Origin of the sequence: Frigoribacterium sp. Leaf44, assembly GCF_001421865.1 — a bacterium.
Taxonomy (GTDB): Bacteria; Actinomycetota; Actinomycetes; order Actinomycetales; family Microbacteriaceae; genus Frigoribacterium.
The window spans coordinates 109,431-121,940 of the sequence record NZ_LMLG01000001.1 but is presented as its reverse complement, the minus strand read 5'-3'; the positions used below and the strand labels follow the sequence as shown (position 1 = coordinate 121,940).

Here is a 12,510-nt window from a genome sequence, read left to right as displayed (position 1 = left end):
CCCCGCCACGATAGGAGCAAGCCGCCATGATGTGGTCACAGCACCATGCCTAAACCTGGCGGTGTGGCCACATCCTGGCGTTCTGCCGTGGTCTGAGCTCGACGTCGAGGTCACGGAGAATCCTGGCGAGCGGAAGGCGCAGCGCGACGTCCTCGGCGTCGCATCGACCGATCGCCGAGATTCCACCAGATCGCACGAGACGCCGTTCACGAGCCTTCTCGGCCTTCACCACGGCAGACGGCACCTGGCCCGCACGCATCGCAGCATCGTCGTACTTGGCCTTGCCGTCGAACTCGAGCGCCGCGTCACCGATCACGAAGTCACATCGTCCGGCCAGCCCCTCGTCGTCGAAGAACTCGACCTGCATGGCGGGCTCAGGAGCGCCGAGCTCGAGCAGCGCCAGGCGACAGAGGGATTCGCCGCCGTTCTCCGCCCACGGAGTGGCGAACGCCATGACCCCACGCGCCGTCGACAGCCCCCGCGTGCCGGGTTCGCGGTCAAGCCGCTCGAACAGCAGCCGGCGCATTCCGTCGGCCGCGGCGTCCACGAGCGACCGGTGACCAGCGGACCGACGCGGATCGCGTCGGTCCGACGCCTCGAAACACCCCGTCCGAGCCGCGGCGCGGCGAAGGACGGCGTCGACACAGAGCACCCCGTCGGCGAAGGACGCGGTCCTCGACCTGTCGACGGCAGTCCGCCCCTCGCTCGTCACGACGAGCCCGTCGATCTCGACCGTGTCGTGTGCATCGATCGGCCCCGGGTGGCGAACGACTCGTGCGGTCGCCTGTGTCCGGTCGCGGCCGGGATCGATGACATGCACCGGCCCTCGCGGCCAGTCGACGCTCGGCAGACGGTGGAGGGCGACGGCCGAGCCGTGCGACACGACGACCCGCGGTGACAAGCCGGCCACGACCGCCCGCGTCGTCAAGACGTGTCGTCCACGTCTGTCGAGACGCGCCCAGTCGGCGGCTTCCACGTAGGCCCCAGGGTGCACCCGATGCAGCAGGCCCCGTCTCGCGTCACGCCTCAGAGCGGTGCCGTGCCTGCTCTGGGAACCGTAGGTCGCAGAGAAGACGAGGGGTGGAAGCGCAGTGGTCACACCCCCACCCTGTCCGCGCCCACCGCCCTCGAGGCCCGACCAGCGCCTCCCTGTGGACAGGGTTCACGTCGTCACCCCTGTGCACGAGGCACGTTCGGTCGGAAAGCACCGTGAGATGGTCACAGCACCAGGACTAATCGCGGTGCTGTGACCATCTCGTGGCGGGGTGGCCGGCCCTGCGAGGCGGCGGCGGCAGCGGCAGCGGCAGCGCGGGAGGCGCGGCGTCGGACTACGCGCCCGTCACCTTCCCGGGGTTGAACACGCGTCCCGGGTCGGCCGAGTCGAACAGCCCCTGCATGACGGCCACGCCCTCGGGCGAGACGTCCTGCGCGAGCCACGGCTGGTGCTCGAGCCCCACGCCGTGGTGGTGCGAGACGGTCGCCCCGGTGTCGATGAACGCTTGCTGGATGGCGTGCTTGACCACGTCGTACTCGGCTTCGGCGTCGTCACCGTGCTCGAAGGCGAAGGTGAAGTACAGGCACGCGCCCGAGTGGTACGAGTGCGACAGGTGGCCCATGATCCAGCCCTGCTTGCCGATGCTGTCGAACGCCTGGTTCGCCGCGGCGTAGACGCGCGACGACACGAGGCGCAGCTTCGACCAGGGGGCGGCGGTCTCGGAGACGTCCGCCGCGCCTCCGTGGTCCATGAAGAAGTCGCGCAGGTAGGGCGTGTCGAACTTCTTCTGGTCGTAGAGCTTGCCCGGCCCCTTGCCGACGCTCATGCCCTTGTTCGCCTTGACGATCTTGGCGACGGCCTTCTGGGTGTGGGCGACGTGCTCGGGGCTGCCCTCGTAGCCGATGAACGACAGGCACATGGCGTCGACGTCCCAGCCCTTGGCCTTCAGGATGGTCGGCAACAGGTCGGTGACCTTCTGCGAGATGCCCTTGCCCGGCTTCGACGTGGCGAACGAGAAGGCGGTCTCGTGGGCGTCGCTGACGCGGGTGACCGACGGGCTCACGTCGCTCTCGGCGATGGCCTGCATGGCGGCGAGGCCGTCGTGCCACGACGGGAACAGGTAGGCGAGGATCTCGCGCTTCTCGGGCAGCCGGTGCACCTGGGCGGTGACCTCGGTGATGACGCCGAGACGTCCCTCGCTGCCGATGATCATCTCGCGCAGCGACGGACCCGTCGACGCGCTCGGCACGGCGCGGATCGAGAGCACGCCACCGGGGCGCACGACCCGCAGGCCCTTGGTGATGTCGGCGATGTCGCCGTACTTGTCGCTCTGCATGCCCGACGAGCGGGTGGCGACCCAGCCGCCCATGGTCGAGTGGGTGAAGCTGTCCGGGAAGTGACCGAGGGTCCAACCGCGGGCGTTCAGCTGCTCCTCGAGGTCGGGGCCCTGACCGCCGGCCTGGATGCGCGCCAGCCCACCGTCCTCGTCGATGTCGAGCACCTTGTCGAGGCGGCCCATGTCGAGCGAGACGACCGTGCGCTCTTCGGCGGGCAGGGGCTCGAGGCTGCCGACGATGTTGCTGCCGCCGCCGAACGGGATGAGCACGACGTCGCTGGCGACGGCCAGGTCGACGATCTGCTGGATCTCGTCCTCGTCGGCCGGGTACACGACGACGTCGGGCACGCGGTCGAGACGCCCCGCACGGATGCGGATCAGGTCGCGGATGCTCTTGCCGTAGGTGTGGACGACCCGGTCGTGGTCGTCGGTGACGACCTGGCCGTCGCCCACGATCTGGACGAGCGAGTCGAGGACTTCGGCACCGGCCCGCGAGGCGGGGACGTCGAGGTCGTCGAACGAGAGGCCGGTGTCGTGACCCTGCGACAGCTCGACGCCCACGATCTTCTTGACGAAGGGGGCGAAGGCGGGCTTGTCGTCGTGGTGGAAGGCGACGCCCTCGACGCCCCAGCCCCACCACTTCATGTGCTTGACGCCGTCGACGGCGTCACTCTTCTTCTGCTGGACGTCGGTCACGGGCGTTCTCCTTCGTGCGGGTCTGACGGGCCCAGGATGCGGGCGGTGTTGGCGTCCTTCAGACGCAGGATCTCGGTGCGCACGCGCGTCGAGAAGTCGGTGACGGACTCGCCGTCGTGGGGCCGCATCGGGTCGCCGAACGCGACGCCGACGGGAAGTCGACCGGGCCGGGGCCAACTGCGCCCTCGGGGCTGGGCGATGTTCGCGCCGATCAGGGCGAGGGGCACGACCGGCACGCCGCAGGCGGACGCGAGCGCGGCGGCACCGGGCTTGAAGGCGGCGACCGTGCCGTCCTTCGAGCGGGTGCCCTCGGGGAACACCAGCACGGGGTAGCCGCGCTGGAGCAGGGAGCGCGCGCTGACGGTGGGCTGCCCCTGGCGCCCGCGGGCGGCCGCCTTCGCCGCGGCACGCCGGCGGGCCGAGCTCTGCGGCGTCGACCCGGCGGACGCACCGGACGAGGAGGCGCGGGTCGCGTCGACCGCGGAGGCCGGCGTCCCCGAGCCCCGCTGCACCGGGAACGCGTTGAAGAACAGTTCGGTCAGCTGACGCCGCCAGGGCACGTCGAAGAAGTAGTCGGCCGCGGCGCCCGTGGCCAGGTAGCGCGCGAGCTTGCGGGGCAGGGCACCGAGGATGAGCGGGGCGTCCAGGTGGCTCGAGTGGTTCGCGACGACGATGAAGCCCCCGGTGAGGCCCTCGACCCGGTCGCGGTCGATGACCGTCACGTCGGTGATCGACCAGATCGTGGGCTTGAGCACCATGCGCTGCGCGACGTAGCGGGCCATCGCGTGTCGCCGCGAGCTGAAGCGGTCGCGGACGTCGCTCGCGACGTCACCCGCACGCTGGGCGACGTCTCCGGCTCGCTGGGCGACGTCGGCCCTGACGTCGTCGACCCGCTGGGCCACGGCGTCGAGGCGCGCGTGGTCGCGGCGGCGTTCTCCGTCGTCCTTCACGCTCACTGCCCCACCGGCTTGCGGCGGCTCGACGAGATCGCGCCGGACGCGGCCCGGACGGCGCCCTTGGGAGCGTGCCGGACCAATCCCATCAGCACCTTGTACCGAAGCGTGGGCATGGAGATCACCTTGCCTTTGTCGACGTCGCGCAGACAGGCGACGACGAGTTGTTCGGTGCTGAGCCACAGGGCGTTGGGTATGGACGACGACTTTATGCCGGCCCGCTGATGGAACTCCGTCCGCACCCAGCCCGGCAGCAGGGCCGTGACGCCCACCCCGGTGCCCTTGAGCTCGACCGAGAGACCTTCGCTGTACGAGGTCACCCACGCCTTGATCGCCGAGTAGCTGCCCATGGCCATCAGCCCCGCGGTGCTCGACACGTTGACGATGCGACCCCGGCCGCGCTCGCGCATGGACCTCGCCGCCGCACCCGAGAGGACGAGCACGGCCCGGCACATGACCTCGAACGCGAGGTCGTGTGCAGCGACGTCGGTGGAGGTCAACGGGGTGTGCATGCCGAAACCGGCATTGTTCACCAGCAGGTCGACGGGGCGGGTCGGATCGGCCAGCCGCTCGGCCACCCGGTCGACGTCACCACGGTCGCCGAGGTCGGCCGCGAGCACCTCGACGTCACGGCCCAGCGCGCGCAGAGCGGTCGCCGTCTCGTCGAGTCGGGTGAGGTCACGCGCGACCAGGACGATGTCCCAGCCGCGCATGGAGAGTTGGCGGGCGAATTCGGCTCCGATGCCGGACGTGCCCCCGGTGACGAGCGCTACAGCCATGCCGCTTACGATACGGTGCTGAGAGCAGACTGCGCGCATCGAGACACGTTCGAGGCCCTTCTCGCCTCGTCCACTTCTGCCCCGGAGGACCCCCTGTCATGACGACCAGAGATGCCCCGCGCGCCGACCCCGACTTCGACATCCGCGAGTTCACCAAGACGGCCCAGGGCAACTGGCGTCCCGACCTCGACCTGTCCGGCTTCGCCGACGCACCCCTCGGCCCCGACGCCCTGCGCCTCGTCCGTCACCTCGGCCGTCTCGAGAGCGCCACGATGGAGAACCTGCGCAACCTGCTGGTCACGGCCACCCACAAGGACACGAGGGTCACCGCGTTCCTCGTGACGTGGGCGTTCGAGAAGTTCTGGCTGGCCGACGCCCTCGACGCCGTCCTCGAGGCCCACGGCGAGCCCCGCAACCGCGACGTGCCCGAGGGCCCGAAGCGGCACGCCGCCTCCGAAGCCGTCGAGCGCCGTGGCCCGATCACCAGAGCCCTGCAGGCCATCACCGTCGGGTCCCCCATCGTCGCCGTGCACACGACGACGGGGGCCGTCGACGAGTGGGTGCTCCGAGAGGCATACGACCGCCTCGACGAGCTCGCGGGACACCCCACGCTGACCACCGTGATCGACCGTGCGAGGGTCGTGAAGGGCCGTCACGAGCAGTTCTTCTCGAGCGAGGCCGACTGGCGACTGCGCGACTCGCGCCGCTCGGTGAAGATGACCCGTGCCTCCTTGCTGACGGCCGTCTGGCCGATCGGCGCCGTCGAGCGTGCCGACTCCGAGCGCACGTTCTTCGACGCCACCGTGTTCGGCGGGGCCGAGGGCCATCTGCGTGCCGACCGCGTGGGCGCGCAGGTCGCCGACCTGCCGGGCCTGGACGCCTCCGTCGGGGCGACCGTGACCAGAAAGCTGACCGCATGAGCTCCGTCCCCGGCCTCGCGCTGCCCGACCAGACCCCGGGTGCCACCCGCGTCGACCTCGGCGGATCGCACGTCCTGCTGACCGGCGGCACCGGCTTCGTCGGTCAGGCGATCCTCGAGCGTCTGCTCTCGTCGCACCCCGGCACGACGGTCACGCTCCTCATCCGTCCGAAGGCCGGCACGTCGGCCGAGGGGCGTCTGCGGCACCTGCTGAAGAAGCCGGTCTTCGCCTCGTGGCGCGAGGCCGTCGGGGCCGAGGGCGTCGAGAAGGCCCTCACCGAGCGGCTCCGGGTGATCGAGAGCGGTCTCGGCGACCTGCCCGACCTGCCCGACGACCTCGACGTCGTCATCCACAGCGCGTCCACGGTGTCGTTCGACCCGCCGATCGACCAGGCCTTCGAGACCAACGTCGGCGGAGCGGTCGGGCTGTACGAGGCCCTACGGAAGACGGGCACCGACCCGCACGTCGTGCACGTGTCGACGGCCTACGTCGGCGGCATCCGCAAGGGCGTGTTCCCCGAGGCGTCGCTCGGCCACACCGTCGACTGGCGCGTCGAGCGCGCCGCCGCGGCCGACGCCCGCGCCCGCGTCGAGGCGGCCTCGCGGCAGCCCGAGACGCTGCGCACGTTCCTCGCGCAGGGCCGTGCGGCACACGGCAAGACCGGTCCGCAGGCGGTCGCCGCGGCCGCCGAGGAGGCGCGGGTCGCGTGGGTCAAGGCCCGTCTCGTCGACTACGGGCGCACCCGGGCCGAGACGCTCGGCTGGACCGACGTCTACACCCTGACCAAGGCCTTCGCGGAACGCGCCGCCGAAGAACTCTGGGCCGAGGCCGGGCACCGCCTGTCGGTGGTCCGACCGGCGATCGTCGAGAGCGCCCACCGGCACCCCTACCCCGGCTGGATCGACGGCTTCAAGGTCGCCGACCCGCTGATCATGTCGTACGCCCGCGGACTGCTGCCCGAGTTCCCCGGGGTGCCCGACAGCGTGCTCGACGTGATCCCGGTCGACTACGTCGTCAACGTCATCCTGGCGGTCGCCGCGAACCCGGTCGAGGCCGGGAGCCCCCAGTACTTCCACGCCAGTTCGGGCGGCAGCAACCCGTTCTCGATCCTGCGCATGTTCGAGAACCTCAAGGCGTTCTTCACGGCGAACCCGCTCCCCCGCGACGAGCACTCGTCGATCGAGGCGCCGCACTGGAACTTCCCGGGCGTGCGCAAGGTCGAGGGCGCCATCCGCACCGCGAACCGCGTCAACGACGTCCGCGAGGCCGTGCTCACCCGGCTGCCGAGCACGCTGCGCACCCGCACGGCGCTGGCCGGGGTGCAGACTCGTCGGGCCGACCTCGAGTCGCTCCAGAGCCTGACCGACCTCTACCGCCACTACGTGCAGTCCGAGATCATCTTCGACGACCGCCGCACGCGGGCCCTGCACGCCGGTCTCCCGGCGGGCTCCCCCGCCGACATCGGCTTCGACGTGACCGACGTCGACTGGGAGGCCTACTTCCAAGAGGTGCACTTCCCGTCGATCACCTCGATGACCCGGGCGTTCTCGGTGCGACCCGCCGCGTCGGCCGCCGTCGCCGACACGCGGGCCCTGCCGCGACGCGACGACGTCGTCGCCGTGTTCGACCTCGAGGGCACGGTGCTCGACAGCAACATCGTGGAGCAGTACCTCTGGGTGCGCTCGGCCGGGTTCCGCAAGGCCGCCTGGCCCGGCGAGGTCGCCAGCCTGCTCACCTCGCTGCCGCGGTACCTGCGGGCCGAGGGTCGCGACCGTGGCGAGTTCATCCGCACCTTCTCGCGGCGGTACGAGGGCATGCCCGTCGCGCGGCTCTCGGGCGTCGTGCGGTCGCGCGGCTACGCCGACACGGTCCTGCGCCACACCCTCCCCGACGCGCTCGCCCGCCTCGCCGAGCACCGCGCCGCCGGGCACCGCACCGTGCTGGTCACGGGCTCGATCGACACCCTGACGACTCCCCTGGCGCACCTCTTCGACGACGTCGTCGCCAGCACGATGCACCAACGCAGCGGCGTCTACACCGGCTACCTCGCGCAGCCCCCGCTGGTCGACGAGGCCCGCGCCGCCTGGCTGCGCCAGTACGCCCAGGCGAACGACATCGATCTCTCGGGGTCGTACGGTTATGGTGACTCGTTCGCCGACCTCGCCTGGCTCGAGATGGTCGGCCACCCGAACGCGGTCAACCCCGACAGCAATCTGGCACGTGAGGCGCTCCGAAGAAGATGGAGCATCCGCGATTGGACTCGCAGCGGCCCCCACGGCAGAAGCGGCACCAGCACCACGAGCGGCACCAGCAGCACCACAGCGAAAGGAGACGGAGGCAGGGTCTGAACCCGCGCCTCCTGACATCACATGGCCTTCGACATCGACAAGTTCGCCGCGACCTCCGAACGACTGAGCTGGGACGACCTCGACCTCGACCACTTCCGCAAGAACCCGCTGTCGGCGGACTCGCTGCGGACGCTGCGCTACATGGCCGACGTCGAGTACCACACGGTCTGCTACACCCGTGACCTGCTCACGACTCCTTCTCACAAAGAGAACGAGATGACCACGTTCATGACGATGTGGAACCGCGAGGAGTTCTGGCACGGCGAGGCCCTCGCCGCCATCCTCGAGGTGCACGGCATCACGGTCGACTACGACCAGCTGCGGGCCAACCGCCTCAAGCTCGGCTGGCGCGAGCGCCTCGACCCGGTCAAGCAGGGCCTGCTCGGCAAGATCGTCGGCTCCGACTTCGTCGCCGTCCACATGTCGTGGGGCGCCGCCAACGAGTACTCGGCCGTGTCGGCGTACAAGCGCATGGCCGAGCTCGAGCAGGACCCGGTGCTCGCCGAGCTGCTGAAGCGCATCGCCAAGCAAGAGGCCCGCCACGTCGCGTTCTACGTCTCGCAGGCCCGTGAGCGTCTGCTCGCGAGCAAGAAGGCGCAGAAGCTGACGCGCTTCCTGTTGTCGAAGGTCTGGGCCCCCGTCGGCTCGTCGATCATGGAGGTCGACGACGTCAAGTTCGTCTTCGGCCAGCTGATGAGCGGCGAAGACGGCCGCAAGGCCGCCGTCAAGCTCGACCAGAACATCTCGAACCTGCCGGGCATGAGCGGCCTCACGATCTTCCAGAAGGCCCTCGACGGCCTCGGCATCCGCGCGGACTCGGTCGGCGGCTCCTCCGCCGGTTCGGTCGCCACGGCGTGAAGACGAGCCACCTGAGGCACTTCCTCGTCGCGGCCGACGTGCTGCACTTCCCGGTCGCGGCCGACAAGCTCGGCATCTCGCGACAGAAGCTCGAGTCGTCCATCGAGGCGCTCGAGCTCGAGTTCGGTGCGAAGCTGTTCGACCGTGACGTCACGCCCTACCGGTTGACCAAGGCCGGCAAGGCCGCGGTGGTCGTCGCCGAGGACGAACTGGCGAGCCCGTCCACCCCGACGCCGCCACCACCCCCGCCGGCCGGAGGCAAGGCCAAGGCGTCCAAGGGCAAGGGCCGCACGCCCGCGGTCAAGGGCCAGCCCAAGCCGTTCAAGAAGCGCCAGGGCCGCTAGGCCCGGAGCCCGCCACGAGAGGGACCCTGCGCCATCGGACCGCGTGGTGCGGTGGTCAGTTCGTGGCGGCGTCGGCCTCGACGTCGGCGAACCAGTCGGCGTACCGCGTGTTCCGTGCCATGCGGCGGGTCTCGTCGGGGGCGTCGTCGTCCCACCACACCGGGCCGCGTTCGCCCAGCGACGTCTTGGCGGCGTCGACCCGGGCCCGGGCGTCCTCGACGGCGGCAGCGTCGTCGGCGGCCAGCGCCGTCTTCTTCGCGCGCCGCGCCTCCATCAGGTCGTGGACCAAGGAGGCGCGGGTCGCCTCGTCGAGGCGGGGATCGGTCCGGCGCCACAGCCGGCCGCGGACCACGAGGTACCGGCCGTCGGGCGTGACCAGCGGTTCGGCGCTCATCCGTCGCGGCGGTGACGCTGCACGAGGGAGTGAAGGAGGGGAAAGCTCCGGGTCACGGTCTGCCAGAGGGTCTCACGGTCGAGGCGGTCGTCGTGATGGACGACGAAGTCGCGGTTCTTGGCGGCTAGGGAGAACTCGACCTCGTGGAACCTCGTGCCGTCGTACGCGACCAAGCGTTTGCTCAGGTCACCGGCCCGGTTGGCCAGCGCCTCGAACGCCAACGGAAGCGCGGGGTCGCCGTCGAACGCCTCGCGACCCCGGGACACGAGCTCGGCCGAGGCCGTGAGGGTCGCGTCGAGGTCGGCCAGCCAGCGTTGGGCGCGGTCCGGAGGGGGGATCACACGGGCACCGCTTGAGCCAAGATCTCGCGATCGGTCTCGGGGTCGAGCGCCCGCCGGGACACGACGTCGACCTGACGCTGGAACACGGCTTCCATGTCGAGCTCGAACTGGGCGAAGTCGAAGTAGGTCGCCTCGGCCCCCGGGTCGACCAGGAGGTCGATGTCGCTGTCGTCGGTCTCGGTCCCGCGGGCGACCGACCCGAAGACGCTGACGGCGTCGATGTGGCTCAGGCCAGCCAGGCGCCGCACGAGACCGGCACGCGAGGTGATCTCGTCCAGCAGTGAGGCGACCGCGCGACCCGACGTCCGGCGCTCGGACATCTCGAGGAAGCGGCTCCACGGCACGATGGCGACCTCGGGGCGTCGGTGGGGACCCACGGCGACGGCCGGACGGTCGGGGTCGAGCCTGAAGTCCCTCATGAGGCGACTGAAGCCGCTGCGGGCATCAGCCACGGCGAGGACGTCGGCGCTTCGGATGGAGGTCTCCACGGAGACGATGCTAGCGCGGAGCCCCTCATGGTGTACATCTTTCTGTACATCTGTTCTCAGGCCCGCGCGACGGCCTGCTTCGCGAGCTCGCGCTGCACGCTGAGGGCGAGCTCGCGCAGCATGACGAGGTCGACGCTCTCGACCGTGCGGGGCTCGGGGTCGGCGACGCAGAGCGCACCGATGCGGACGCCGTCGGGGCTCTCGACCGGGTAGCCGGCGTAGAACCGCGCCGGCGCCTCGACGCCGAACCGTTCGTCGGCCCAGGCGTCCTCGACGATGAACGGCTGGCCGCCGGCGACCGTGTGGGCGCAGAACGAGAGCGCCATCGGCAGCTCGCGGTCACCGCCTCCGGCGAGGGCCTTGTTCCAGTGTCGGTCGGCGGTGACGAGGGAGAACGCGGCCCCGCTCGCGCCGAGCAGGGTCCGCGCCCGTTCGACGATGTCGTCGAAGCGTTCCTCGGGATCGGTGTCGAGGAGGCCGAGAGCCCGGATCGCCTCGATGCGGTCGACCTCGGCCTGTGGAGCGTGTCGGCGCGCCCGGGCCACGCCGCCGCCGGCGGACATCTGCGCGTCGAGCATGGGCGCGAGCATCTCGGCCTGCGCCTCGCCCCAGCGGGCGTACTTGGCGATCAGCTTGTCCCGGTCGTCGTGGCCCGAGAGCGGCGACGGCGGCATGAGCACGTGCACGCGGGGGTGGGTCGAGCAGACGTCCCGGATGGTCTCGTTCAGCTCGGCCGCGTGTCGGTCGACGAGGCCGCCACCGGCGATGCGGAACACCGTCACCTCGCTGGGCGACTGGACGCCCGTGACGAGCACGGGGCTGCTCGCGCCCCCGGTCTCGGTCTCGATGTGCACGAGCAGGTCGACGAACGCACGCCGCCACTTCGTGACGTCGGTCATGGCGAGGGCGTCGTTGATGCCCGTCACCACGACCACGGCGTCGTAGCGCGTGAGGTCACGGTGTCCGAGCACCTGCCGGGCGGACACCGTCCCCATCGAGGGGTCGGCCACGACGTCGACGTCGACCCCGCGCCCCGTCGCCTGCGAGACCGCCCGCGCGAGATGACCCGCGAGCCCCAGGTCGTGGCTGCGGACGCCCCACCCGACGGCGGGACCGCTACCGAACAGCAGCACGCGATCGGGGCTGACACCCGGAGCGTGCGTCCGTGCGACGCCCTCGGGCCGGGGCAACCCCAGACGTCGGTCGAACCAGCGGTTGCGCTGGCGGATCATCCCGCGCACGAGCGGACTGACGAAACGGTTCATGCCGGGTTCCTCCCACAGCGGTGGCCTGATCGACGAGGGCTCCGCGTGGTGAGGGCCGAGCGGTGTCCCTCCATGCTCTCGCCCGGGTACCGGGCGGGCCAGCCCCAGGTCGGGGGCCGACGGACGAACGCACCCGTCAGGTCGAGTGCGGAGCGTCCGACCGCTGCGGCGGCTGCGCGAGCAGGTCGGCGAGGTCGACCTCGACGAGATCACGGAGGCGCTGGTCGCGTTCGTCGGGATACGCCGGGTCGACCGCCTCGACGGCCGACACCTTCGTGACGATCGCGGCCCCGACGTCGCCCCAGGCCCGGTCGACCGCCGCCGCGACGATGTCGCCCACGAAGTCGTCGTCGGACTGCAGCTCGTCCAGCCGGTCGGCCACGGCCGTGTAGGTCTTCTCCCGGAACCAGAGGGTGTCGTCGTCCCCGCGCCGGTAGTCGTGCTGGTGTCGCGACCGTCCCTTGGCCTTGAGGGCCTTCGCCCGTTCGCCGCCGATCCGTTCGTTCTGCTCGCGCTGTTCCGCCGCGAGGCGACCGAGGATGGTGCGCACGGCCTCGCGGGTGCGCTCGTGGTCGAAGTGCTCGTCGTCGCGGAGGGCACGGATGACGATCGAGTTGGCCACCGAGACGACGGCGGCCGCGCGCGAGATGAGCACGCCCTCGGCGACGGCACGCTCGAGCGCGGCGGGATCGGGCGTCGCCGGTTCGGAGGGGGCCCCGCGCGTCTTGCCGAACTTCATCGCGCCTCTCTCTCGACCGGGTGGCGCCGGAGCGCCGGGTGACGGACCGACGGTG

General features: G+C 71.0%; 13 protein-coding genes. 4 read left to right on the top strand and 9 right to left on the bottom strand.

What is annotated here, in order from left to right; translation table 11 throughout:
• Positions 1-49: 49 nt before the first annotated feature.
• The 4 genes from ASE87_RS15955 to ASE87_RS00590 form a co-directional block, all read right to left on the bottom strand.
• Positions 50-547 (bottom strand): hypothetical protein, encoded by a 498-nt coding sequence (locus ASE87_RS15955; protein WP_137847760.1) that lies wholly within the window; start codon positions 545-547, stop codon positions 50-52.
• A gap of 781 nt (positions 548-1,328) precedes the next feature.
• Positions 1,329-3,026 carry an FAD-binding oxidoreductase gene (locus ASE87_RS00600; protein ID WP_369813982.1) on the bottom strand — a complete coding sequence of 566 codons (1,698 nt, stop codon included), beginning with the start codon at positions 3,024-3,026 and terminating at the stop codon, positions 1,329-1,331.
• Complete coding sequence (locus ASE87_RS00595) at positions 3,023-3,982, bottom strand: 1-acyl-sn-glycerol-3-phosphate acyltransferase (RefSeq protein WP_157489620.1); 960 nt, start codon at positions 3,980-3,982, stop codon at positions 3,023-3,025. The genes ASE87_RS00600 and ASE87_RS00595 overlap by 4 nt, the downstream gene beginning before the upstream one ends.
• Positions 3,979-4,758, bottom strand: a complete 780-nt coding sequence (locus tag ASE87_RS00590; protein WP_043595700.1) for an SDR family oxidoreductase — start codon at positions 4,756-4,758, stop codon at positions 3,979-3,981. The genes ASE87_RS00595 and ASE87_RS00590 overlap by 4 nt, the downstream gene beginning before the upstream one ends.
• A 98-nt stretch (positions 4,759-4,856) precedes the next feature.
• Between ASE87_RS00590 and ASE87_RS00585 the strand changes: the two genes are divergently transcribed.
• Genes ASE87_RS00585 through ASE87_RS00570 form a run of 4 tightly spaced genes read left to right on the top strand, consistent with a single transcriptional unit; the run spans position 4,857 to position 9,228 of the window.
• Positions 4,857-5,678 carry a hypothetical protein gene (locus tag ASE87_RS00585; protein ID WP_052505320.1) on the top strand — a complete coding sequence of 274 codons (822 nt, stop codon included), beginning with the start codon at positions 4,857-4,859 and terminating at the stop codon, positions 5,676-5,678.
• Positions 5,675-8,026 carry an SDR family oxidoreductase gene (locus tag ASE87_RS00580; RefSeq protein ID WP_082452211.1) on the top strand — a complete coding sequence of 784 codons (2,352 nt, stop codon included), beginning with the start codon at positions 5,675-5,677 and terminating at the stop codon, positions 8,024-8,026. The genes ASE87_RS00585 and ASE87_RS00580 overlap by 4 nt, the downstream gene beginning before the upstream one ends.
• A gap of 21 nt (positions 8,027-8,047) precedes the next feature.
• Positions 8,048-8,884 (top strand): hypothetical protein, encoded by an 837-nt coding sequence (locus tag ASE87_RS00575; RefSeq protein ID WP_043595701.1) that lies wholly within the window; start codon positions 8,048-8,050, stop codon positions 8,882-8,884.
• Positions 8,881-9,228 (top strand): LysR family transcriptional regulator, encoded by a 348-nt coding sequence (locus tag ASE87_RS00570; RefSeq protein WP_043595703.1) that lies wholly within the window; start codon positions 8,881-8,883, stop codon positions 9,226-9,228. Before ASE87_RS00575 ends, ASE87_RS00570 begins: the two co-directional genes overlap by 4 nt.
• A gap of 55 nt (positions 9,229-9,283) precedes the next feature.
• Here ASE87_RS00570 and ASE87_RS00565 read toward each other — a convergent pair whose 3' ends face one another.
• The 5 genes from ASE87_RS00565 to ASE87_RS00545 form a co-directional block, all read right to left on the bottom strand.
• A complete protein-coding gene (locus ASE87_RS00565) occupies positions 9,284-9,622 on the bottom strand; it encodes a hypothetical protein (RefSeq protein WP_056225082.1) in 339 nt (112 codons plus the stop codon).
• Entirely contained in the window at positions 9,619-9,963 is a 345-nt protein-coding gene (locus ASE87_RS00560) for a hypothetical protein (RefSeq protein ID WP_056225079.1), read from the bottom strand. The genes ASE87_RS00565 and ASE87_RS00560 overlap by 4 nt, the downstream gene beginning before the upstream one ends.
• The gene (locus ASE87_RS00555; RefSeq protein ID WP_056225076.1) at positions 9,960-10,451 is read right to left on the bottom strand and encodes a nucleotidyltransferase family protein; all 492 of its coding nucleotides are present in this window, start codon (positions 10,449-10,451) and stop codon (positions 9,960-9,962) included. Before ASE87_RS00555 ends, ASE87_RS00560 begins: the two co-directional genes overlap by 4 nt.
• A 56-nt stretch (positions 10,452-10,507) precedes the next feature.
• Positions 10,508-11,716 (bottom strand): GAF domain-containing protein, encoded by a 1,209-nt coding sequence (locus ASE87_RS00550; RefSeq protein WP_052505321.1) that lies wholly within the window; start codon positions 11,714-11,716, stop codon positions 10,508-10,510.
• Positions 11,717-11,852: 136 nt separating this feature from the next.
• Positions 11,853-12,455, bottom strand: coding sequence for a hypothetical protein (locus ASE87_RS00545; RefSeq protein ID WP_043595706.1), 603 nt, complete (start codon positions 12,453-12,455; stop codon positions 11,853-11,855).
• Positions 12,456-12,510: the final 55 nt, after the last annotated feature.